The sequence below is a fragment of the Paucilactobacillus nenjiangensis genome, from assembly GCF_008632615.1.
Lineage (GTDB): Bacteria > Bacillota > Bacilli > Lactobacillales > Lactobacillaceae > Paucilactobacillus > Paucilactobacillus nenjiangensis.
On record NZ_CP043939.1, the window covers coordinates 1553967 to 1575636 of the forward strand.

At 38.0% G+C, this 21670-nt stretch carries 29 protein-coding genes; 4 read left to right on the forward strand and 25 right to left on the reverse strand.

Annotated elements, in window-relative coordinates:
• Positions 1-36 precede the first annotated feature (36 nt).
• On the forward strand, positions 37-678 hold the full coding sequence (locus F0161_RS08020; protein ID WP_137602512.1) for a VTT domain-containing protein: 642 nt from the start codon (positions 37-39) through the stop codon (positions 676-678).
• Here F0161_RS08020 and F0161_RS08025 read toward each other — a convergent pair.
• The 16 genes from F0161_RS08025 to ccpA form a co-directional block, all read right to left on the reverse strand.
• Positions 668-1309, reverse strand: coding sequence for a TIGR01906 family membrane protein (locus tag F0161_RS08025; RefSeq protein ID WP_150204260.1), 642 nt, complete (start codon positions 1307-1309; stop codon positions 668-670). The two genes, F0161_RS08020 and F0161_RS08025, sit on opposite strands and share 11 nt — an antisense overlap.
• Complete coding sequence (locus F0161_RS08030; RefSeq protein WP_150204261.1) at positions 1290-2066, reverse strand: TIGR01457 family HAD-type hydrolase; 777 nt, start codon at positions 2064-2066, stop codon at positions 1290-1292. Before F0161_RS08030 ends, F0161_RS08025 begins: the two co-directional genes overlap by 20 nt.
• Positions 2067-2075: 9 nt before the next feature.
• Positions 2076-2804, reverse strand: a complete 729-nt coding sequence (locus F0161_RS08035; RefSeq protein WP_150204262.1) for a YutD family protein — start codon at positions 2802-2804, stop codon at positions 2076-2078.
• Positions 2805-2822: 18 nt separating this feature from the next.
• Positions 2823-4202: a bifunctional metallophosphatase/5'-nucleotidase gene (locus F0161_RS08040; RefSeq protein WP_137602516.1), complete on the reverse strand. Its 1380-nt coding sequence runs from the start codon at positions 4200-4202 to the stop codon at positions 2823-2825.
• A 20-nt stretch (positions 4203-4222) separates the two neighbouring features.
• Complete coding sequence (locus F0161_RS08045; protein WP_137602517.1) at positions 4223-4831, reverse strand: metallophosphoesterase family protein; 609 nt, start codon at positions 4829-4831, stop codon at positions 4223-4225.
• A 93-nt stretch (positions 4832-4924) separates the two neighbouring features.
• Complete coding sequence (locus F0161_RS08050; RefSeq protein WP_150204263.1) at positions 4925-6109, reverse strand: acetate/propionate family kinase; 1185 nt, start codon at positions 6107-6109, stop codon at positions 4925-4927.
• Between the two features lie 17 nt (positions 6110-6126).
• Positions 6127-7140, reverse strand: a complete 1014-nt coding sequence (locus F0161_RS08055) for a class I SAM-dependent methyltransferase (protein WP_150204264.1) — start codon at positions 7138-7140, stop codon at positions 6127-6129.
• Between the two features lie 72 nt (positions 7141-7212).
• A complete protein-coding gene (locus F0161_RS08060; RefSeq protein WP_137602520.1) occupies positions 7213-7488 on the reverse strand; it encodes a hypothetical protein in 276 nt (91 codons plus the stop codon).
• Positions 7485-7940, reverse strand: coding sequence for a competence type IV pilus minor pilin ComGF (locus tag F0161_RS08065; RefSeq protein ID WP_137602521.1), 456 nt, complete (start codon positions 7938-7940; stop codon positions 7485-7487). The genes F0161_RS08060 and F0161_RS08065 overlap by 4 nt, the downstream gene beginning before the upstream one ends.
• The gene (locus F0161_RS08070) at positions 7937-8224 is read right to left on the reverse strand and encodes a hypothetical protein (protein WP_150204265.1); all 288 of its coding nucleotides are present in this window, start codon (positions 8222-8224) and stop codon (positions 7937-7939) included. The genes F0161_RS08065 and F0161_RS08070 overlap by 4 nt, the downstream gene beginning before the upstream one ends.
• Complete coding sequence (gene comGD, locus F0161_RS08075; protein ID WP_170175968.1) at positions 8211-8648, reverse strand: competence type IV pilus minor pilin ComGD; 438 nt, start codon at positions 8646-8648, stop codon at positions 8211-8213. The genes F0161_RS08070 and comGD overlap by 14 nt, the downstream gene beginning before the upstream one ends.
• Entirely contained in the window at positions 8641-8961 is a 321-nt protein-coding gene (locus F0161_RS08080) for a competence type IV pilus major pilin ComGC (RefSeq protein ID WP_150204266.1), read from the reverse strand. The genes comGD and F0161_RS08080 overlap by 8 nt, the downstream gene beginning before the upstream one ends.
• Position 8962: 1 nt before the next feature.
• A complete protein-coding gene (gene comGB / locus F0161_RS08085) occupies positions 8963-10018 on the reverse strand; it encodes a competence type IV pilus assembly protein ComGB (RefSeq protein WP_150204267.1) in 1056 nt (351 codons plus the stop codon).
• Entirely contained in the window at positions 9954-10949 is a 996-nt protein-coding gene (gene comGA / locus F0161_RS08090) for a competence type IV pilus ATPase ComGA (RefSeq protein ID WP_137602526.1), read from the reverse strand. The genes comGB and comGA overlap by 65 nt, the downstream gene beginning before the upstream one ends.
• Positions 10950-11049: 100 nt before the next feature.
• Positions 11050-11781 carry a YebC/PmpR family DNA-binding transcriptional regulator gene (locus tag F0161_RS08095; RefSeq protein ID WP_137602527.1) on the reverse strand — a complete coding sequence of 244 codons (732 nt, stop codon included), beginning with the start codon at positions 11779-11781 and terminating at the stop codon, positions 11050-11052.
• An 89-nt stretch (positions 11782-11870) separates the two neighbouring features.
• A complete protein-coding gene (gene ccpA, locus F0161_RS08100) occupies positions 11871-12872 on the reverse strand; it encodes a catabolite control protein A (RefSeq protein WP_150204268.1) in 1002 nt (333 codons plus the stop codon).
• A 162-nt stretch (positions 12873-13034) separates the two neighbouring features.
• Between ccpA and F0161_RS08105 the strand changes: the two genes are divergently transcribed.
• The gene (locus F0161_RS08105; protein WP_150204269.1) at positions 13035-14132 is read left to right on the forward strand and encodes a M24 family metallopeptidase; all 1098 of its coding nucleotides are present in this window, start codon (positions 13035-13037) and stop codon (positions 14130-14132) included.
• 52 nt (positions 14133-14184) lie between these two features.
• Here the strand turns inward: F0161_RS08105 and F0161_RS08110 are convergent, their stop codons facing one another.
• On the reverse strand, positions 14185-14640 hold the full coding sequence (locus F0161_RS08110) for a hypothetical protein (RefSeq protein ID WP_137602606.1): 456 nt from the start codon (positions 14638-14640) through the stop codon (positions 14185-14187).
• Between the two features lie 11 nt (positions 14641-14651).
• Entirely contained in the window at positions 14652-15077 is a 426-nt protein-coding gene (locus F0161_RS08115) for a DUF948 domain-containing protein (RefSeq protein ID WP_137602607.1), read from the reverse strand.
• A 146-nt stretch (positions 15078-15223) separates the two neighbouring features.
• On the opposite strand from F0161_RS08115, the gene F0161_RS08120 reads away from it, so the two are divergent.
• Entirely contained in the window at positions 15224-16087 is an 864-nt protein-coding gene (locus F0161_RS08120; protein WP_137602608.1) for a mechanosensitive ion channel family protein, read from the forward strand.
• A gap of 63 nt (positions 16088-16150) precedes the next feature.
• Here F0161_RS08120 and F0161_RS08125 read toward each other — a convergent pair whose 3' ends face one another.
• The 6 genes from F0161_RS08125 to murI form a co-directional block, all read right to left on the reverse strand.
• A complete protein-coding gene (locus F0161_RS08125; RefSeq protein ID WP_150204270.1) occupies positions 16151-17308 on the reverse strand; it encodes an N-acetyldiaminopimelate deacetylase in 1158 nt (385 codons plus the stop codon).
• Between the two features lie 78 nt (positions 17309-17386).
• Positions 17387-18097 (reverse strand): 2,3,4,5-tetrahydropyridine-2,6-dicarboxylate N-acetyltransferase, encoded by a 711-nt coding sequence (gene dapD / locus F0161_RS08130; RefSeq protein WP_137602610.1) that lies wholly within the window; start codon positions 18095-18097, stop codon positions 17387-17389.
• A gap of 12 nt (positions 18098-18109) precedes the next feature.
• Entirely contained in the window at positions 18110-18589 is a 480-nt protein-coding gene (cbpB, locus tag F0161_RS08135) for a cyclic-di-AMP-binding protein CbpB (protein WP_137602611.1), read from the reverse strand.
• 90 nt (positions 18590-18679) lie between these two features.
• Entirely contained in the window at positions 18680-19207 is a 528-nt protein-coding gene (locus F0161_RS08140; RefSeq protein WP_137602612.1) for a metallophosphoesterase, read from the reverse strand.
• The gene (locus F0161_RS08145) at positions 19207-19803 is read right to left on the reverse strand and encodes an XTP/dITP diphosphatase (protein ID WP_150204271.1); all 597 of its coding nucleotides are present in this window, start codon (positions 19801-19803) and stop codon (positions 19207-19209) included. The genes F0161_RS08140 and F0161_RS08145 overlap by 1 nt, the downstream gene beginning before the upstream one ends.
• 5 nt (positions 19804-19808) lie before the next feature.
• Positions 19809-20633: a glutamate racemase gene (gene murI, locus F0161_RS08150; RefSeq protein ID WP_225423103.1), complete on the reverse strand. Its 825-nt coding sequence runs from the start codon at positions 20631-20633 to the stop codon at positions 19809-19811.
• A 122-nt stretch (positions 20634-20755) separates the two neighbouring features.
• Between murI and F0161_RS08155 the strand changes: the two genes are divergently transcribed.
• Positions 20756-21223, forward strand: coding sequence for a YslB family protein (locus F0161_RS08155; RefSeq protein WP_150204273.1), 468 nt, complete (start codon positions 20756-20758; stop codon positions 21221-21223).
• 71 nt (positions 21224-21294) lie between these two features.
• Here the strand turns inward: F0161_RS08155 and trxA are convergent, their stop codons facing one another.
• Positions 21295-21606, reverse strand: coding sequence for a thioredoxin (gene trxA, locus F0161_RS08160; protein ID WP_150204274.1), 312 nt, complete (start codon positions 21604-21606; stop codon positions 21295-21297).
• Positions 21607-21670 lie beyond the last annotated feature (64 nt).

A 21670-nucleotide genomic window follows, 5' to 3' on the forward strand; every position in this document is an offset into this window, starting at 1 on the left:
ACACTTATATTATTAATATTGAAAGAGGTTCATATATTGGGTACTTTAATTGATTTCATTTTACACATTGATGCTCACATCGTGTCAATTGTAAACACTTTTGGCGGTTGGTCGTACGTGATTTTGTTTGCCATTGTCTTTATCGAAACGGGCGCGGTTATTATGCCTTTCCTCCCTGGAGACTCATTACTCTTTGCAGCGGCTGCACTAGCAGCTAATCCACAATACAACCTAAAGATAGAATTGTTCTTTATCTTCTTCTTGGTGGCATGTATAGCTGGAGACTCACTGAACTTTCTCATTGGACACTCCATTGGTAAATCGTTATCAAATCATTCTTGGTTCGGAAGGCTAATCGATAAAAAAAGTATGGAACGGTCTGAGCAGTTTTTTGAAAAGCACGGTGCAGTCGCCATTATCTTGGCTCGCTACATGCCAATCATCAGAACGTTTGCACCATTTGTCGCGGCCGGTACTGGATATTCATATAAGCAATTTATCCGCTACAGCTTAATCGGTTGTATCAGTTGGGTGACAATTTGTTCAGTCTGCGGTTTCTTCTTTGGTAATCTGCCATTTGTTCAAGAACACTTTTCAGCCATCATCTTAGGAATTATTGTCGTCACGTTAATTCCAGCTGTCGTTGGATTCTTCAAGTCTCGATTATCTAACTCTTAATGATTGAACATTTTGAAATTCGGTAAGCAACAAAAAACATCAATTCAATTAACATGCATGCCATGGCTGCCAACTCAATAAACACAGATTCAGTTAACACATTAATGATTGGATCAGTTAGAGGATCAAAAATCCAGTCTTGATTATTGAAGACTATCTGGTGAAATTTGATAAAAAATGGTTCAAAATTTAAACCTAAAGTAACAGCTAGCACAGGGAAAACAGTTAACCATATTTGTAAAGGAACGAGCAATTTCCACAATTGTTTGTTCCTTTTTTCTTGTTTCAGTAGCCAATACGTCAACGGAACACTGATTAACATAACGGCATTATTGAGTAAGAATAGGTGTTTTACATCCGCAAAATGATGCCGCCCAGCTACAGACATATCTATGTACCTAAATTTTAAGCCACCTGTAAATGGGTTTTGTAGATATCCTAATAAGTGAAGATAATCTGCTAATACATGCTTAATCGTCACACCATCTATATTACCTGCCGTTGGAATAATAAATAGCGACGAGATATTTAAGACAACAAAAAAAGCCACGCTAATGATAGCGAAAAATAGAACTAATTCCACTAACAGTTGCCGACCTTTAATTTTTAAATTATTCAAATTTCCAATCATCTAACGTGTCCACCTGATAAGTTGGTAAGATGGATTGCTTGGCCACATCCGTTTTTGTAGATAGGCCAGAGTAGACCATTAATGTGTCTATCTCAGCTCCAATACCCGCTAAAACATCTGTATTATAGTTATCACCAACCATAACAACCTCGTCTCTCTTTAATCCACTGCATTGTAGCGCCATGTCCATGATAATTCGCTCAGGTTTACCAATCATGATTGGTTTAGTTTGTGTCGCATACTCTACCAATTTGACTAATGAACCCGCTCCAGGCACCATTCCTCGTTCGTTAGGTAAATTACTGTCAGCATTAGTGCCAATAAACGTTGATCCTGCACGAACATTTAACACTGCAAGCTCAAGTTTATGATAAGTAACATCGTAATCTAGCCCGACAACCACGTAGTCTGGATTGGTCTCTGTCATAATAAAACCAGCTCCAACTAACGCATCCTTTAAACCAGATTCACCAACCACGTAAACTAGACGATGCTTACTATCAGCCACTTGATTTAAATAATCTGCCGTTGCCATTGCCGTCGTATAGACTTCATCAGCTGATGTCTTAATGTCATGATTATCTGTCAAATTTGTTGCAACATCTTCTGGTGATTTCGTACTATTATTTGTGACAAACAGTAACCGCTGCCCAGTTTCTCGCAATCGATTTATAAACCTCGGTGCTGCAGGTATTTTGGCCTTGCCTTTGTACATAGTTCCATCTAAATCAATAAAATATCCTTTATATCGAGGCATACGGACTCCTTACTTATGTCGAATAACAAATTTTTGTTTACTTTTATTATTGCTTGCCACCCTAGTTGCGGTTTGCTGAGTTCTTTCCTTGACCGGTTTTGTGGAAGCATTAACTTGTCGTTCTTTAATTTGTGGCTTAATTTGCTTGTTATGTTGCGTTTGATTGTTGTGTGAGGTTTTTTTTGGATCGTTATTCTTCGCACGATGGTTTGGAGAATTACGTTTTTTCTTATTCTCACTGGTACCAGTCTTATGAGACTCTTGTTGTGCTTTTTGATTTCGTGAACCAGTTTTTTTATTGTTATTATTGCCGGAACCGTTCCGCGTATTGCGTTTACGATTAGGTTTCTTGGTTTGATGTTCAGGCTTAGGCAACTTAACTTCAAGATTTTGAATAATAAAATAGGCACAGCCAAAATTACAGTACTCATATAAATAATCTTGTATCGTATCTACACTAGTCGTTTTTTGCACTAACGGATTATCCGGTCCAAAAAAACCTTTTAATCTTAACTGATCAAAGCCCCAATCACCAACAATATAATCGTATTTGCTTAGGATAGAGCTAAACCGTTCCTCTAATTTTTCCGTTTGAAACGCATCCCGATATTCAGTCAATAAAACGTACTTATGTCCATTGATAGTAAATTCTGTTTCACTTTGACGCTCAATTTTGTAGATATCAGCTCGTTGCTCTTGTCGCTTGTCGATTAGCTCTTGCATGACTTCTCGTTTCAATCAAATTCCTCCTTTCTTCTAAACTGGATAATGTTCTTTTAAGTAAGCAGCAAATACATCTCTAAAAAACATATTATACATTAAATCGTTGTGTCCCGCGATTTCAATTGTTGGGAAAAATGGAATAAACAAATAATGATCTAAAGTGGCAATGGTATATTGTCGATACAAATCAACCGGTTTGCCTTGGCAAAGAACCTGTTTAGTATCACTATGATACTGAATTCCATCATAATGAATCTCGCCAAATATTTTGCCTCTAAATCCCATTCCTTTTAACGGAAACTTTCTCAGAAACGCCCGATTCTTTTCAATTTCACGAACAAGGCGTATTAAATCAGTACCATTTAACGTCACCCGCATCAAATGCATCGCATGAGGTAACATTTTGTGTAATTGATTGCGATTGACAATTCCTTCATCCAGTCCATCTAAAAATAAGCCGGTATTCAGGATTGCAGTATCAGTATGCGCTGTTTCCTTGATGGCTGCTAAACCTAATTTAATTAAACTTGAATCTCGTTCGAAGTCGACAGAAAACGATTGTGGAATTTTGGCAATAACTTGATTAGATAGTAACTGTTCTCCAAGCTTAGTATAGCCCTCAATTACAGACTCATCTTCGGGTTTCGCTGGTAGATGCTCTGTGACTGTCACACGAGCTTGCGAATTAACCACTTGGTTGTCCTCAATCACCAAATCAATTTTCCCAATATATTGACCATATTTACCTGCGGCAGCCAGCAACGATTGATTAACTCGTTTACCATGTTCTAATAAATGATGTGTGTGACTGCCAATAATAACATCAAATTCAGGAAAACGGGCAGCAATTTTTTCATCGGTGTTCAACCCCAGATGAGACAACAGGACTAAAATATCATATTGACCCTGCAATTGTTTGAGTAATTCCGGAATAATGTCAAACACATCAATCGGTAACCAACCTTCAAGTGGATACGTCAAAATAAACGGTGCGGTTAATCCCAAAACTGCAATTCTGGTACCGCCTGCCGTAGTGATAATCTTTGATTTAATGGCAAATGATGGTAATGTGCCAGAGTCAATGTCCATGATATTGCCAAGAATGACATCAAAATTTTTATTTTGATACAAAGCTTCTAACTGAGCTTTAGTGTTTCCTAATCCTTCATTATTACCAATTGTAACGCCATCGTAATGGATTTCATTTAGCATCTCCACATTTGCCTTACCATCAGTGGCTTCGCTTAGCGGATGCACCCGATCCATCGCATCCCCAATGTCAAAAGTTAATACCTCACTACCGTCTTGAGTTAATGATTTTTTTTGACTTAATAAGTAACGCTTGATTTTAGGCCAATTTTCAAAATGTGAATGCATATCGTTAGTATGTAGTATCGTGATTTTTTCAATCATGTCTGGTCTCCTCACGTATTTCATCTACGTTTATTAAAATCATCTCGTTTACCTTCAACCATTTGACCAATTTCTGCCAATGAAAATGGTGCTCCAAAAGGAACCTTTTCACTTAAATAGTCTGTTTCAGGAGTATCTACTCCAACGTTGATATTCTCTTTGATATTAACCGCGTAATGGTGAATATGCCCGTGGAGGTTAATAATTTGTGGCGCAATGCCCAACATCATTGGATAATGAGTCAAATAATATTGACGATGATCGTACTTAATCAGGGTCCCCACATCGTGAAATTCAAATTTAGGTTTCCCATTAAGTTGATAATTATTTTTATCTAAGAATTTAAATAAAGCCCGATTGTCATGATTACCCTTAATTAACACCAAATTGCCATGCAATTCATTTAAAATGTCCAAGACCGCTTGTTCAGAAACGCGAGCTGGTTTGGTGAAATATAAAGCAATATCACCTAAATGATAGACTGTGTCTGTTTCGCTGACCTTCGCATTCCAATTGGTAATAATTTCTTGATTCATATCTTCAACTGTCAAAAATGGACGCGGCGCAAAATCACTCATCCCCAAGAGAGCTTCATGATAAAAATGAGTGTCCGCAGTAAAAAATTTCATTAACAATTACCCGCTTTGAATATATTTTCGTACAAAAAAGGACTAAGTAAAATCCTTAGTCCCTTTATTATAACGCTTTTAAATTATTTTTGACTATTTGAAACGTTCTACGTCGCGAGCAATCATCAATTCTTCATTAGTAGGAATTAATAATGCCTTGGTTGTTGAGCCAGCAGCAGTCAAGTCACGTTCTTCACCACGAATGTTGTTCTTTTCAGGATCAATTTTAACCCCAAAGAATGACAAACCATCAGCAATTGCTTGGCGAATTTCAATATCATTTTCACCAACTCCGGCAGTAAAGACAATCGCATCGGCACCGTTCATTTCAGCTACATATTGGCCAACATAACGAACAACACGATTAATCCAGATATCACGTGCCATTTTAGCACGATGGTTTTCGTCCATCACTTTTTCTAGATCACGCATATCTGCAGAAACTCCAGATAATCCGATTAATCCAGATTTATGATTTAAAATATCAATCATCTCTTCAGAAGAAATTTCAAGTTTATCCTCTAACCAAGCAACTAATGATGCATCAACATCCCCAGAACGAGTGGCCATTGTAATTCCTGCTAATGGTGTGAATCCCATTGAAGTATCATATGATTTACCATTCATCACGGCAGTAATTGAAGCTCCCGCACCTAAATGTAAAGTCACTAATTTAAGTTCTTCGAGTGGTTTGCCTAACATTTCAGCAGCGCGATTAGCTACATAGCGGTGACTGGTACCATGAGCACCGTATTTACGAGCACCATATTTTTCATACCATTCATATGGAATACTGTAGAGATAGTTCTTTTCAGGCATTGTTTGATGGAATGAAGTATCAAACACTGCGACTGAAGTAATATCAGGTAAAATTTTCTTAAAGGCTTTAATACCCGTCAAGTGGGCAGGGTTATGGAGTGGAGCATAGTCTGCCAATTCGTCAATTTTTTTCATGACGTCATCATCAATCACAACGGAATCCTTGAAATATTCTCCACCAGCAACAACCCGGTGTCCAACACCAGTAATCTCACTAAAATCGCTGATAATTGATAATTTCAACAATTGATCAAGCAAGTAGTTAATTGCAATTTCATGATTGCTAGCTTGAATAGTTTCTTGTAAACGTTGTCCGTCACCATATTTAATATCAACTAAAGAATCCTTTAATCCGATTCTTTCGATTACACCTTTAGCGATAACTTCTTCGCTAGGCATTTCGAATAGTTGAAATTTCAATGTAGAACTTCCTGCGTTAATGGAAATTGTTTTTGACATGATGAATGTTCTCCTTTTTATTCGGCTAAGTTACTTGCTACCCATTTATCGATTTCTCGCATAAATTTGGCAAGCTCCGGCTTATTTTTAAATGATGGAAATGTACCTAATAAAATCTGTTTTGCCTGTTTACTTTCGGGACCTCTACGTTGCAGGAGCAAAATTGATTTTTGCCCTTGCTTTGTAGTAAACAATTCATCAGGTAAATTAATCAAACCTTGCATGTGTGCATGGCGATTAATCCACTCGACAAATTGTTTTGACTCTTCAGTTTGAAATAGACTACTTGGTATCAAGAATACTCCGAATCCACCCGGTTTTAAATAGTTAATTGATTGTTCTATTAGTAAATGGTGAACATATGAATGGCCCTTATCGGCCCGTGTTTCATAATTCTTTGTATTATCGTCCAATGGGTAGTAACCCACTGGTAAATCAGATACCACCATATCTACCAGCGGGATATCTAACGAATCAACTGCATCTTGATGATACAAGGTGATAGGCAGCTTTTGTAGTGCAACATTAATGCTTGCCACTGCCAACATTGAATCATCATTATCAATCCCATAACCAGTTGCTTTTTGCTTTGTTTCCGCTTGCAAATGGTTAATCACAGTCGTTAATAGATTGGCGGTCCCAACACTTGGATCTAAAATGGTAAATTCATCTGATAGTTTTGTAACTCTTTCTAACAGAAATGACATCAAAAATCCAATTGTGTCAGGCGTCATTTGATGATTAGATTGTATCGAATCTTCTTTAATCGCCTTAATCATCGAAAGCTGAATCACAGTCCTAACATCTTCAGGGCTCACTTTTGAAAAATTAATTGCTGCATATTTTTCTTGAAGCTGTTTAACGACAGCCTCTGTTGGCTGTCCATCTTCAACTTGAACCTGGCCGTCGTCAATGATGTTATCAACGTTTTCGATAAACGCATCCAAGTACGAACTAGCCAGTGCACTTCGTAGGATTGTGGTGGTTTCGTCTAGCAGTGTGTATAATTGCTCAACCTCACTTTGTGACATTTTGTTTTCACTCCAGTCTGCTTGTAAATCATAACACTCCACGATACAGTTTAACGATTTTCACAAGCAAATTCAAGGTACTTTATGCCAGTCTGTGGTAGAAAAACCATTATTCAACTTAATTGGTGCCTTGGGGGCATTAAAATCAACCGTCCCGGTGTTGAATTTAATTTTTTCATGACTGTTGCCCGCCATATTTGACATCACGTCACATAACAATTTATTTTGTAAATCGGTATACATTCTTCGCTCCTGTCGGCACTGTTCATATCGATAAATTTCATAGCTCGTGACTAACGCCATCACAATCAATACATTTACCAACGCATACCCTGCTTTTTTCATCATTCCCCCGGCCCCTCATATATTGGAAAGTTAACTCGTCCACTATGTTTTTCACCACTCATAAATTCAACCTCAAACTCAACCTTAGGGCTTTGGTTAGAATGCACTGCCTGAAAAGTCTTTACATGTTGTAATAACGGTAAGTACCCCGTGCCAGCCTCTGTGCCGTACATATAAACTGTTGATTTATATGGGTTGTGTCCAATTGAATAATTTTTTTGTCTTGTACGACTAAACACATTGATTGATTGTTTTGTCCCATTATTTTTAATTTCATATTGATTATTCGATGATTCCATTTCCTGTAAAAAGATGTACCACTGAGCATTATCATCATATGGTTGTTGATCAACTTTTTCATACACCTTAAAGGTCAATTGAATCAAGACTGCAATCATCGCGGTGATTAATAATGCCACAATACATTCAACGATAGTGAAACCTTGTCTTTTCATTGCTTCATGACCCGAAACACACACAGATGTCTTTGTTCAATTGAAACCTCATGATGACTCGCCTGAATTTGATAACCGTCTTGTGTATAACTAACACTTGGATGGCTTTCATCTATTTGTGTGCTTGCTTCCTTGGCCATTCGTGCCAAATTTAACTCTTGTTTGGCATGCATCATCTCAGAGTGAAGTTGTTGTTCGCCAAAGCAAAAGAGTGACACTACGAGCGAGATGAGCACCAACGCGACTAAATTATCTGCTAACACAAAACCGTCACTCCTTATCAATATAATACCCTCCCCACGCTAACTGAACCTTCATTGAGTATTCTTTATGTGTCCGTGTTGAATAAAACTTTTCGGTGGTGGCCTTCACGTATCCATTTTGTAGCATGGTAATCTCATCAAACTTTTTGATAATAATTGTTTTTGGAACTTTCACATCTCGATTATCATCGTCATTACGTCTATTATGCGAACGAAATAAAATTTCGGTTTGATTTTTACTTTGCCTAATGGTTGTTGGTTTCCCATGATTTTGCGCTCTAGATTGGCTTTGCTGCCATGAACGCTCCAATTGAGTCCAAAATCTTCGTTCATCACTCGCCGCTTTTAAGTCTCCCAACTTCATTGTGCCGAAGACAAACATCAAGGCAATTAATGCCAGGACGATGACTGTTTCAATCATTGTAAAACCGTCTTGCTTAGCCATGATCTTCGATAGCTTTGTCATTTACGATTTTGATATTTTCTTTTTCCGCCTTGGCTACCTGATCTGCAGTCAGATAGTCGGCATTTTGTAAGGTTTTATAATCAACATTAGAGTCCCCTATTTCGTCGTGATACAGGTCAATTTGCGTTTGCACTACCGATGTCATCGCGCTTCGATGCACCCCGGTGGCATGTTTTCTTTGTGACGCTAGATTAGGTAAAATTATCAAGACCAACAAACTAATAATAAATAGCACGACACTCATTTCTAGTAGAGTAAATCCTTTATGTTTGCGAACCAAAAATTTTTTCATTTTAATAAATTCCTTTCATTGAGTGATAAATAGGTAACATAATGCTTAAGTACAATAAGACAATCACCACCGCAATTACACCAAACAAGAGTGGTTGAATCATCGTTAAAAGTTTTTCAATGGAACTTGTCAGACGCTTAAACAACACATTGCTAAAAGCTTCTAATTGTTTTCCTAATTCTTTGGGTGTTTCACCTTTGTTGACAAAGATAATTAGTTCCATTGGCAAATAAGAATATTCTTTCAATAATAATTCGGGTTTATTGCCTTCCGCCAAGATTTGATTTAACGAAATTCCTAACTGATGTAACAAAGAATCTTCATCAAAACTGGCAAACATTTGACAAATACTTTTCATCCCCATGCCATTGCTGAGTAGTAATGAAAAATTAGTGACCAAATAATACGCATAGTACAACCGATATGATTCACCAATAATTGGTAGCCGACACATCAATTGAATTTTTTGATTAGTGGTTTGTTGTCGCCATTTATGCCATAGCTGGATTGCTGCTGCTAAAGCAAAAACACCACACAACGCAAACCCAACAACATATAAATGATTGGTGGGCGTGACTGCTTGGTCTTGGTTTTGCCACGTTTCAAGCTCTGGAAAGACAAAAATTTTGAGTGCAATTAACAATACCCCTAACATACTTAATAAAATAATCGGGTACTGTAATAATCCCTTAAGCGTATTTTTTTGTTTAACTCTAACGGCTAAATATTGTCCTAACCGCTCAATACAATCTTGTAAATCCCCATGTTTTTCTGCAATCACTAATTGGTAATAAATATCTTTTGAAATAAATGGCCGCAGACTTTGTGCAAATAATTGACCTTGGCTCAATCCTTCATCGACTTGTTGCAAAATATTTTCATGCTTTGGCAACAGCGTTTGTAAAAAAGTAATGGCTTGTTGTAAGGAAAACCCAACTTTTAATAAATCACTGATTAACACAAACATTTTTGATTGTTCATTCGTTGATAATTTATCCCGCTTGGAACGTTTGAGCAGTTTTCCGCGTGATTCTTCCCGTTTCAACCAAGTCTGCAAGGTGCCGCCCCCAATCTTTTGTCATGCCTGTCTCTAAATTAGCTTCATTCAATGCCATCGACAATTGGCCATCGGCTAAAATGTCATATAACGGTGCCATTTGATCATCAGTAGTGGCGATTAATCGCTGATAACAAATTCCACTCAACGTTTGTGCCAAATAGTGATCTTCTATCCCCAATTGTTGCATTCTTTGAATTACTCCATAGACATTCTTAGCATGAACGGTTGCCATCACTAGATGGCCACTCAAGGCAGCTTGTACCGCCATCTTAGCTGTTTTACTATCTCTAATTTCACCAATCACAAATACCTCAGGACGATGCCTCAAGCCCACCTTCAGTAATTCTTCGTAATCCATATTTGCCTTTTGATTAACTTGTAATTGAATAAAATTATCCTCTTCAATTTCAACTGGATCCTCAATTGTCATCACTACCTGGTGCTGACTGTAGCGACGGGCAAGTTGATACATCGTAGTTGTTTTGCCTGAACCCATTGGCCCAGAAAATAACATCAAGCCACGTTTGGCCCCAATTTGGTTCAATGCCTCTATTTGACCATCAATTAGTTCGTGCTGGTCTAAGTTTTCAAGTGAGTAAATAAATCGAATCACCATTGATTCATCACCATTAAAGTCTCCAACCGTGGACAAGCGTAAATTCAATTCTTCGTCCAAATTTGATTCCGAATGCCACTTTAGTGACCCCACTTGTGGCCGACGATGCTCACTCACTGCCATATTCGCCCGATATTTAAAGAAGTTAATCATTTGAATACCTTTTTCGCGATTGACCTCGGCCAACGTGGTTAATTGCAGCTTAGAATGATAACTCAGTTGGTACATATTATCCTTTGGCAAAATATATAAGTCTGATGCCTGTTCTTCGATACACTCTGTTAAATACTCTGTAAAATCTTCGTCTGTCATAATTGCCTCCCTTCTACTAGTTAAATACGAAATAAAATTGGCAATTACAACAAAAAAAGCCTCAAAACAAAAATTTTGTTTTGAGACTTACTAATTTTGATTATTCTTCTGTAATAACTCCAGCTTCATAAACATCTGAAACGTCGTCATTTTCTTCAAGTTCATCAATCAAACGTTGATATTGAGCTGTTTTATCAGCTGGAACTTCAGTCGTGTTTTCTGGAAGCATAGTTACTTCAGCAGTATCTAAGTCATAACCTTTTTCTTGTAAAGCATCACGAACAGCAGCTAAATCTGAAGGCGTGGTATAAATTTCAAACGCAGCATCTTCAGTATTCATATCTTCTGCTCCGGCTTCAAGTGCGTCCATCAACATTGTATCTTCATCCGTGTCTAGTTCTTCACGAAGAATAACGATGTATCCGCGACGGTTAAAGTTATAAGCAACTGAACCAGTAGTTCCAAGTTCGCCACCAGCATGTGTAAATGCTGAACGAACAGCAGCTGCAGTACGATTCTTGTTGTCGGTCAAAGCAGAAACCATCACAGCAACGCCACCTGGCCCATAACCTTCATACGTAATTTCGGCATAGTTTGCACCACCGGCACCAGTAGCTTTGTCGATTGCACGTTGTACGTTATCCTTTGGCATGTTGGCAGCACGTGCCTTATCCATGATTAAACGTAGTTGAGGGTTGTTAGCTGGATCAGGATCTCCACCCTTAGCGGCTTGATACAAGTCACGGGAAATTTTTTGGAAAATTTTTCCGCGCTTGGCATCTTGCGCGTTTTTACGACCCTGTATATTGTGCCATTTTGAATGTCCTGACATAATAACTCCTCTTTTCTTTTAATTTTCTTGTACTAAAACATACGTCAAACATTTTAGCAAAATTTGACCTACTTTTCAATATATTAAATTTATCGTGTTGAACCACGCTTGATTAATCCGTAAGGAAGCACAATATTTTCTTCATCTGCTTCTTCATTGTTCATCAATTTAGTCAACAAACGCATTGCAACGGCCCCAATATCATACAGTGGTTGGGTAACTGAAGACATTTTTGGTCGAGTAATTTCAGTATATTTAGTATCGTTAGTTGTCGTGACTTCAAATTCTTCTGGTACTTTGACACCACGATCAGTCAAACCATTTAATAAGCCTGCTGCTAATTCATCGTCTCCAACAAATGCGGCTGATACTCCGTTAGCTTGAATTTTTTCTGATAAATTATAACCAGTGTTATATGACGTATCTGTTTCAAACACTAATTTTTCATCAAAGGTAACTCCGGCTTCTTTCAAGGCTTCTTTGTAACCTTTCAAACGGTAATCTTTGTTAATTGATTGATCCATTGGTCCAGTTACCAGAGCAACGGATTTATTGCCACGGTTTATTTGATTTAAGACTGCTTCTTTTGTGGCCGCAGCGTAATCAATGCTGACACTAGGCAAATCTTGCTTAGCGTCAACTGATCCAGCAATCACAACTGGCATCTGTGCACGAGTAAATTCAGATTTTAAATCATCTGAAATTTTATTACCCATGAAAATAATTCCATCCACTTGCTTGGCCAGTAAAGTGTTAACCACTTGTAATTCCTTACTACCATTTTCATCAGAATTAGCCAAAATGATATTGTACTTGTACATAGTAGCAATATCGTCAATTCCAAGTGCTAATTGTGCAAAATAAGCGTTAGTGACATCCGGAATGACCACTCCAACGGTAGTAGTTTTCTTGCTAGCTAGTCCACGAGCAACGGCATTAGGACGATAATCTAATCGATCAATGACATCGAGCACTTTTTGACGGGTCGCTGGTTTAACGTTTGGGTTCCCATTTACCACACGTGAAACGGTTGCCATCGAAACTGCAGCTTCTCTTGCAACGTCATATATTGTAACGGTTTGTTTTTCCATTTTTATTTAAGCCCTTTCTTTACTGTTATAGTCTGTTTTCACTTGTTTTCATAACTTAATCAATATATCAGATTAAAATCACAATTGCAAATTGAAATCCAATCTGAAGTCACCCAACCTATGCTATAATATTGGCATTACATAAAGAAAGAAGTCATGTTAATGAGTCAGTTAGATAAATTACAAAAATTAGTTGCAGATAATAAATTGGATATCGCTTATATTAGCGATCCAATGACAATCAATTATTTGACGGGATTTTACAGCGATCCAATTGAACGAGTATTGGCACTCCTGATTTTCCCAGACAATGAACCATTTTTATTTGCACCTGCCTTAGAAGTAGAAGCAATTAAAGATACTGGTTGGAAATATCCAGTTTATGGGTACTTAGATCATGAAGCTCCCTTTTCAATGATTGCTGATCAAATTAAGAAACGGAACAATAACCCCATCAATTGGGGGATTGAGCAAGATCAATTAACTGTTAGTCGTGCAAGCTCATTGAAAGCACAATTTCAAGACGCAGACCTCAGCTTTGATTTAACTCCCGTCGTTCAAGCTTTTCGTCTAATTAAAAGTGCTGAAGAAATTGAATTATTAAATGAAGCCGGTAAATGGGCTGATTTTGCTTTTAAAGTTGGATTTGAAGCTGTTAAAATCGGTAAAACTGAACAACAAGTCGCTGCCGAATTGGAATACGCCTTAAAGCAACATGGTATCAGTCAAATGAGTTTCGATACTTTAATTCAAGCTGGCACCCATGCAGCGGAACCTCACGGTGCTACTTCTTCCAAAGCCATCGCCAATAATGAAATGGTCTTATTTGATTTAGGTACTATCTACAAGGGCTATATTAGTGATGCTTCCAGAACCATTGCAGTTGGTACATTGAATGATAAGCAAAAAGATATTTATAATGTAACACTCGAAGCCCAATTGACTGCCCAAGATTATGCTAAACCAGGTGTAACCGCAGCCGAACTTGATAAAGTTGCTAGAGATATTATCACCAAGGCTGGTTATGGTGATTACTTCATTCACCGTCTTGGACATGGAATGGGCATGAGCGAGCATGAATTTCCTTCAATCATGGAAGGAAACGATTTAGTTCTTCAACCCGGCATGTGTTTTTCAATTGAACCAGGAATTTATATTCCAGAAGTTGCTGGCGTTCGAATTGAGGACTGTGTTCACATTACTGAAACTGGTTGCGAACCATTTACTCATACATCAAAAGAATTAACATATCTCGGATAAAATTTAAAGATCCCCTCAGCAAAATTTGCTGAAGGGACCTTTTTTTGTAAATTTATTTTTCACCGTTATCTTTTTCTGCCTGTTCATCAACTTGATCATCAGTTGGTTCCTCATCGGCTTGTGCATCAGCCAAATCTTCATCAGTCTGATCAATGATAATGTCATCATCGTCGTTAGCAGCACTTAACTGTTCACGAATTGAGGCGGTTTGTTCATCAAAATCATCTTGATTGAACTTATCTAAAACTTGTTCTTTTTTGTCAGCTAAACGATCAGTTGCACTTTGTACTTTGTCTTTCACGTCCCCATAAAAATCTGAATCGTCAATTAAATCATCAATTAAGTCTTCAGCATATAATGCGTAGTCCGCGAATTGTTCCTTCAAGTCATCTTTAGTATCGCGTAACTTGTCATGCAGTTCTTCTTTTTTTTCTTCAGAAAGAGCTTGATATGCAGCAAATGCAGCTACACCACCAACGGTTAATCCTAATAAAAATCCTTTTTTCATTTGAAATACCTCTACTTTTCTTTCGATTTATTTTTTGCTTTTTTGCGCAACTTCCAAAGCTTAGTTGCAACAGTTTGTCCAACTGAGGCAGCCACACCAAACTTGCCAATGTTTGCTGAGTTACTAGCAAACTTGTCAGTAACATTACGAGTAGCTTCATTCAGATCAGATACTGATGTTCCTAAATCTGCAACTGCTTGGAAAGCTGGGTCAATGGTAGAAACCTTTTGATTTACATCCTCTAATAAATCATTGGCGTTGTTCAAAATAACTTCGGTTTCCCGGCTAATTGAATCAACATCGTTGGTAATGATTGGTAAACTTCGATTAACTTCTTTCAAGGTTTCGCTTAACCGAACCAAAAAGACTGCAATAAAAACTGCTAAAATTAAAAACGCTATGGCTGCAATTAATCCTGCAACTGCTCCTAAAGTCATAATTAATTCCTCCATCCAAAAAGTTGTTTAACTAAGGATATCACTGACAAACTACATCCGCAATTAAAACCCTGCTTAATCTGGTTGCTATCTATATTTTTTGGTAAGATAGAGAGTAACCAAATCATTTAAGAAAGTCTGAGCTTATGAATAAACTGCTAACTAAACAAGCTTCAACCTTTACCAACTATTTTACCACGATTAATTGGGACAAGTTTGTTGCTGGATTTTTTAATAAATTTTTTATCTTAATTTTCATTACAATCATTTTTATGTTGGTTTTGTGGATTGGTCGAATTATTATTAATCGCACTTTCAAACAGTACGTCAAAAGTAATTTTGTAGTTACCACCAACCGCACCAATACAATCCACGCCTTAACTTTGAATATTTTTAGATATACTTGTTTCTTTTTCTTCTTATATGCACTGTTATCAACCATCGGTGTGCCCGTTGGAACTCTGATTGCCGGAGCTGGGATCTTCAGTATCGCTTTAGGTTTAGGTGCACAGGGATTTGTGAGCGACGTAGTAACTGGGTTTTTCATTTTATTGGAGCAACAATTAGATGTCGGTGATATCGTCGAACTTGGTACGGTCAAGGGAACCGTCACATCACTCGGGATTCGAACGACTCAGGTGACCAGTGCTGACGGAACTTTGAACTTCATTCCTAATCGGAACATCACCATTGTGAGCAATTTTTCGAGAAATAATATGATTGCAACCGTTGATTTATATATCGGACCCAATGCTCCCTTAGAAAAAATTGAAGCACAGATTCAGTCAGTTAATGATCGTCTTGTACCTAATTTAAAAGAACTTTCGAGCGCTCCCAAAATTATTGGACCAACCTTAAATAAAAATAATATCATGGTTTATCGAGTCACGATGACCACAGAAAATGGTAAACAAGATGCCATCCGCAGCCAATTCTTAGCCGAATATTTAACCGCTATTCGGGCTGCCAAGATTGATTTGGGTGCCCAACCAAAAAGCCCACTGATGTAAAAATCAGTGAGCTTTTTTGCTGCATTAAATCAGCTAATTTCATTTTAAACATGAAGTTACATGCTACTTTGCGCTTAACGTTTCAAAACGATGTTCTAAATATCCAGTCATTGCTTGAATACCAAGCTCAATGGCGTTGGTATCAGGCGCCATCTTTTCGCTGTGTAATGAATAAGGACTATTGACCCCTAACCAAAACATGGTTCCTGGAATTTTCGATAACAGAAAGCCAAAATCTTCTCCTGTCATTGCAGGTTTAGTTTCGATGAAATTGATTCCAGGAGTCTGACTCATATAGTTCATAAAATCAGTAGTAGTTTCATGGTTATTTTCAACGGGCAAATAACCGCCTTGGTGCAAAGTCAATTTGACTTCACAACCATAGGTGAGGGCAACTCCTTCAGCAATTACCCGCACACGACGTTGCATATTCAAATTATTCACTTGTGTTAACGAGCGAATCGTCCCGTCAACATGCGCGTGACCGGCAATTACGTTACCAGTATCACCAGCGACGACATGTCCAATTGTAACCACTCCACCTTCAATTGGATCAACGTTGCGACTGACTACCGTTTGAAGTTGTAAGACAAAAGCACTGACTGCGACGGCCATATCATTTGCAGCATGTGGAAAAGCAGCATGGCCACTTAAGCCTTCAAAGTCGGCATGAATCTCACAAGTCCCGGCAAACAGTGTGCCATTGAGCGAACCAATCGCACCAGTTGGCAAATTTGGATTATCATGAAAAGCATAAATTTCATCGGGCATCCATTCATCCAAAACACCGCTGTTATAAAGTTGCATCCCCCCGCTGTGATTTTCTTCCGAAGGTTGGAAAATAAAAATCAAATCAAACTCTGGTTGATGACTCGCAAAATAATCCAAGATACCTAACGCGACCGTCATATGAATATCGTGTCCGCATGCATGCATCCGGCCCTTGGTTTTCGAAGCAAATGTCAAGCCAGTTTTTTCTTCAATTGGTAAAGCGTCGATATCTGTCCGATAACCAATTCTTTTGGTATGCTTTTTTCCCTCCACTTTAACTAGTAGTGCAGTGGGTAACAAGTCGATCGTTCGATATTCTAAATACTCTTGATTCATCGCACTAATTACATTTTGCAGAAATTTATGAGTTTCAAATTCTTCCAACCCTAGTTCAGGAATTTGATGTAATTGCTGATAGATAGAAAGTAACTGTTCATTTTTTAATGTCATGATTATCCAACCTTACTATTAAGGGACTGGAACAAAACAGTTGTCTTGAGTCACAGTCCCTTGCTTTATTATCTAATTTTATAGTTTACGAAGTTCATCCATTAATTCTGTCTTACTCTTGGTTTTGTCGTCGATATCTTTAATCTTACGTGCAGGCACCCCGGCAACAACGGTGTTAGGCGCAACATCTTGGGTTACCACGGCACCAGCACCGACAACAGATCCCTTACCAACTTTGACCCCTTCAAGAACTACACAGTTGGCACCAATCAATACATCATCTTCAACAATCACAGGTGTAGCCGAAGGTGGCTCTACAACACCAGCAAGCACAGTACCTGCACCAATATGACAATTTTGGCCAACTAGTGCACGACCACCAAGCACGGCTCCCATATCAATCATCGTATTATCACCGATTTCAGCACCAATATTAATTTGGGCACCCATCATGATGACGGCATTATTGCCAATTAACACTTGTTCTCGAATAACCGCACCCGGTTCAATTCGCGCATTAATTTCTTTCATATCCAACAATGGAACGCCTGAGTTGCGTCGATCATTTTCAATTTCATAATCCACAATTTCAGTCTCGTGTTCAGCTAAAAATGTTTTGACATCCTTCCAATCGCCAAAAATCACTCCGGATTTGGATTCAACAAATGGTCGAATGGTTTCTGGAAATTGTAGGTTATCCAAATTACCACGGACATAAACCTTCACTGGAGTCTTCTTTGGAGAGTTCCCGATATAATTGATAATTGATTGTGCGTCTAATTTTGCCATGCTTTCCCTCACTTATTGAATAGTTTCATTTTTCTTTGTAATATCATAGCGCTCATCGATGTTATGAACAAGTCGATTAACTGCCTTTAATAATTCTCTTCGTGTGACAATACCGGTGAAATCACCATTATCGGCAACCACTGGTAAAAATGGGTTATCCGTTAAGAGCCGTAAATCATTTTCTACATCGTATGGATCACAGACCGTCACCGCATCCGTCTGCATAACATCTTTAACTAAAATATGAGTTAATTTGTTAACATTGACGCGTTCAGTTTCAAGCATTTGGTCTGTAATCATCGACAGTGACAGTAAACCTTTATATTTACCATCATTATCTAATACAATAATTTTGGCGTATTGATTCTTAGTTAGCACCAAAAAGGCATGATAGAGATTATTGGTTTCTAACACATTTGCAACTATATTGGCTGGAATCAAAAATTTCTGTTTTCTCTCAGTCAACATTTCTTCAATTGACGCATCGATCATTTAGAATGACTCCTTTCAGTACTATTTCATTGTATCTGAAATACTGCCGATTGAACACCAATGTCCCTGACATTTTAAAATACTTAAAAATCACTTCATATTTCTTTCAAAAGTAAAGTGTAAATCTTCAACTGGTTCCATTGCACGGTTATAATACTGCACGTCAACCTGCGTTTTGCTTGTCGTAATAATCGCATATGTCCCACCCAGATAACTGTATTCACCCCGAGGTAAACTGATACTTCCTGGATTAATGTAGAGCTTGCCATTTTGCATGGTCACCGCTAACTGGTGAGTATGTCCATAGGCGATAATTGAGGCATTTCGCCGTCTGGCTAACATAACTAGCTCATCTAAATTAAAATTGACATTATATAAATGTCCATGAGTCACCAAAACACGCTCGGACGCAACTTCTAGCAATCTTTTTTCAGGGAACGGTTGTCCCCAATCATTATTTCCAAGCACGCTAGGCATGTTGTCAAAGATTTCATCGTCAACTGCCAATTCAGAATCTCCACAGTGAATCATTAAATCCATTTTATCCACATACTCTTGCTGTAACTTGACCAAAATATCTCGATCACCATGATTGTCGCTCACAACTAATAATTTCATTATTCATTCCACCAAGTTTCAAAGTTTGTCATTAAGTTTCGCATTGCATTTCCACGATGACTAATTTCATTCTTTTGCGTATCCGTTAGCTCGGCCATTGATTTATTAAACTGGTTAACAAAAAAAATTGAATCATAGCCAAATCCATGATGCCCACGTTGTTGTGTCAAAATACTACCTTCAACTTCACCTTGGACCAATAGTTGATCACCGTTGGGCTTCACTGCAACTAACGAAGTGTGGAAACGAGCAGTTCGATCTGGTAAATCCACCGACTGTAAATTGCGTAATACTTTGTCTATGTTTGCTTGATCATCATGGTTACCAGCATAACGCGCCGAATATACCCCAGGAGCGCCATTTAATGCATCAATCATCAGTCCAGTATCATCTGCCACAACGGGCAAATTAGTGGCTTTAGAAACTGTCTGCGCTTTAATTAGAGCATTTTCTTCAAACGTCGTACCCGTTTCATCAATTTCGGGTAAATCAGGAAAATCTTTTAACGTTTTTATTTTAATGCCTATTGGTGCAAACAACTCTCGGTATTCCCTGGCTTTGCCGTCATTGTTCGTTGCGACAATAATCTCGTTCATGTCAATCACTCTCCCAATTCAACTGTATTCAAATCTAACTGAGTTTCCTCTAACCATTTAGTGGCAACTTTTTCAAATTGTATGGCAGAGCCTGTCGTAAATAACTTCAAAAACGTTTGATTATTCTCATCGGCTTTTGCATCCAATTTTTGCAGCGTCTGATTAACAATTTCAACGGTTGCGGCGCCAGAATCAATTAACTTTACGTCAGGTCCAATCGCCGCCTTAATTTCAGGAGCTAACAGCGGAAAATGAGTACACCCGAGAATTAAAGTGTCAATTTGATAATCTTCAAAATATGTTAGTTTTTGTTGAATCTCTGTGGCCGCCATCTTAGTTCCCATTTGATCTTGCTCGACCAAGGTGACTAACTCCTGAGCTGCTAACCCAATTACTCTTTCATCTGAATTAATTTGATGAATTTGCTGAGTATAAGCAGCACTTTCAATTGTTTTTTGAGTGGCGATGACACCAATTTGTTGATTGTTGCTTGCTTTGACTGCCGCTGTACTACCTGGTTTAATCACACCCACGACTGGGATATCAAACTGAGCTTGTAGATATGGTAATGCCGCTGCAGTTGCGGTATTACACGCAATCACAAACATTTTAATGTCAAAAGTCATCAAATACTGGGCAATTTGATAACTAAATTGACATACTTCTTCTGGGGGCCTAACTCCATAAGGTAATCTGGCCTCATCCCCTAGAAAGATAATTGATTCATTTGGTACTTGCCGTCTCATTTCTTTAACAAAGGTGAGCCCACCTAGTCCTGAATCCATAACTCCTATTGGTCGATTATCCACTGTCTTTGCCTCACTTCTCATTTAAACTACAAATTATAATTATCGACTTACTTGTGTTTTTTTTCAAGCAAAATAGCAGTAAGAACTGACATATTCCAATATAAAATGTATAATAAATTTTAGCTAAAAAAGGAGTTCGACTAATGACACAATCTTTGTACGATCAAATGATTAATAGCAAAACGGGTTTTGGACAAATGATGTTACGCGACGTCCTACTGCCATCAATTCTTGGGGCAGAAACTGATGGGATTTTATATTGGGCAGGGAAAGACATTGCTCGTCAATTTCCTGTGGCTTCTGATGAAAATTTAAGTACACTGTTTAATCAATTAGATCTCGGGACGTTAGAACTAATCAAAAAAAATAATAAGCAACAAGTCTGGCATCTCACTGGGGACGAGATAATGGATCGTTCAAAATTGGAGCATGCGAGCTTTAATTTTGAAGCTGGATTAATTGCCCAACAAGTTGAATTTATGACTAATGCTGTGACGGAAGCATCTATTGAAGTTGAAAAGAAAAAAATGGTTCAAATTACCGTCTATCATGATTTTTCCAACCCCATCACCGATGAAACCCCAGTTAACTTTATTACATTAGCAGAGTAGTTTATGACTAAAAAGAAGAGAACAGACAGAAACTAGGTTTCTATCCGTTCTCTTCTTTTTTTATTGATCAATTATAGATATTGATTTAGGATTTTGGCTAATTGTTCTTTTGAGTGATAGCCAACTAAAGTATCAACGACTTGACCGTCCTTTTGAACGAGCAAGGTTGGGATACTCATGACGTTAAATTTTTGAGCAGTTTCTGGGTTTTGGTCAACGTCTAATTTATTAAAAGTGACTGCATCCATTTCGCCTGCTAGTTGTTCAACTACGGGTGATTGCATCCGACAAGGACCACACCAAGTTGCCCAAAAATCAGTTAAAGTTACTCCGTTCGCAGTATCTGCTACGAAGGTTTGATCTGTTGTATCTACGACTGCCATAATCAATTCCTCGCTTTCTTTGATAACATTCTATCAAATTTCATGTTCAAAATAAATATATTTG

What these genes read in the sequence shown, in the direction of transcription:
- F0161_RS08025 (WP_150204260.1), bottom strand. Translation starts at nt 1,309, where the DNA reads ATGATTGGAAATTTGAATAATTTAAAAATTAAAGGTCGGCAACTGTTA.
- F0161_RS08030 (WP_150204261.1), bottom strand. Translation starts at nt 2,066, where the DNA reads ATGCCTCGATATAAAGGATATTTTATTGATTTAGATGGAACTATGTAC.
- F0161_RS08040 (WP_137602516.1), bottom strand. Translation starts at nt 4,202, where the DNA reads ATGATTGAAAAAATCACGATACTACATACTAACGATATGCATTCACAT.
- F0161_RS08045 (WP_137602517.1), bottom strand. Translation starts at nt 4,831, where the DNA reads ATGAAATTTTTTACTGCGGACACTCATTTTTATCATGAAGCTCTCTTG.
- F0161_RS08050 (WP_150204263.1), bottom strand. Translation starts at nt 6,109, where the DNA reads ATGTCAAAAACAATTTCCATTAACGCAGGAAGTTCTACATTGAAATTT.
- F0161_RS08055 (WP_150204264.1), bottom strand. Translation starts at nt 7,140, where the DNA reads ATGTCACAAAGTGAGGTTGAGCAATTATACACACTGCTAGACGAAACC.
- F0161_RS08060 (WP_137602520.1), bottom strand. Translation starts at nt 7,488, where the DNA reads ATGATGAAAAAAGCAGGGTATGCGTTGGTAAATGTATTGATTGTGATG.
- F0161_RS08065 (WP_137602521.1), bottom strand. Translation starts at nt 7,940, where the DNA reads ATGAAAAGACAAGGTTTCACTATCGTTGAATGTATTGTGGCATTATTA.
- comGD (WP_170175968.1), bottom strand. Translation starts at nt 8,648, where the DNA reads ATGGCTAAGCAAGACGGTTTTACAATGATTGAAACAGTCATCGTCCTG.
- F0161_RS08080 (WP_150204266.1), bottom strand. Translation starts at nt 8,961, where the DNA reads ATGAAAAAATTTTTGGTTCGCAAACATAAAGGATTTACTCTACTAGAA.
- comGA (WP_137602526.1), bottom strand. Translation starts at nt 10,949, where the DNA reads ATGACAGACGAAGATTTTACAGAGTATTTAACAGAGTGTATCGAAGAA.
- F0161_RS08095 (WP_137602527.1), bottom strand. Translation starts at nt 11,781, where the DNA reads ATGTCAGGACATTCAAAATGGCACAATATACAGGGTCGTAAAAACGCG.
- ccpA (WP_150204268.1), bottom strand. Translation starts at nt 12,872, where the DNA reads ATGGAAAAACAAACCGTTACAATATATGACGTTGCAAGAGAAGCTGCA.
- F0161_RS08105 (WP_150204269.1), top strand. Translation starts at nt 13,035, where the DNA reads ATGAGTCAGTTAGATAAATTACAAAAATTAGTTGCAGATAATAAATTG.
- F0161_RS08110 (WP_137602606.1), bottom strand. Translation starts at nt 14,640, where the DNA reads ATGAAAAAAGGATTTTTATTAGGATTAACCGTTGGTGGTGTAGCTGCA.
- F0161_RS08115 (WP_137602607.1), bottom strand. Translation starts at nt 15,077, where the DNA reads ATGACTTTAGGAGCAGTTGCAGGATTAATTGCAGCCATAGCGTTTTTA.
- F0161_RS08120 (WP_137602608.1), top strand. Translation starts at nt 15,224, where the DNA reads ATGAATAAACTGCTAACTAAACAAGCTTCAACCTTTACCAACTATTTT.
- F0161_RS08125 (WP_150204270.1), bottom strand. Translation starts at nt 17,308, where the DNA reads ATGACATTAAAAAATGAACAGTTACTTTCTATCTATCAGCAATTACAT.
- dapD (WP_137602610.1), bottom strand. Translation starts at nt 18,097, where the DNA reads ATGGCAAAATTAGACGCACAATCAATTATCAATTATATCGGGAACTCT.
- cbpB (WP_137602611.1), bottom strand. Translation starts at nt 18,589, where the DNA reads ATGATCGATGCGTCAATTGAAGAAATGTTGACTGAGAGAAAACAGAAA.
- F0161_RS08140 (WP_137602612.1), bottom strand. Translation starts at nt 19,207, where the DNA reads ATGAAATTATTAGTTGTGAGCGACAATCATGGTGATCGAGATATTTTG.
- F0161_RS08145 (WP_150204271.1), bottom strand. Translation starts at nt 19,803, where the DNA reads ATGAACGAGATTATTGTCGCAACGAACAATGACGGCAAAGCCAGGGAA.
- murI (WP_225423103.1), bottom strand. Translation starts at nt 20,633, where the DNA reads ATGAGAAGTGAGGCAAAGACAGTGGATAATCGACCAATAGGAGTTATG.
- F0161_RS08155 (WP_150204273.1), top strand. Translation starts at nt 20,756, where the DNA reads ATGACACAATCTTTGTACGATCAAATGATTAATAGCAAAACGGGTTTT.
- trxA (WP_150204274.1), bottom strand. Translation starts at nt 21,606, where the DNA reads ATGGCAGTCGTAGATACAACAGATCAAACCTTCGTAGCAGATACTGCG.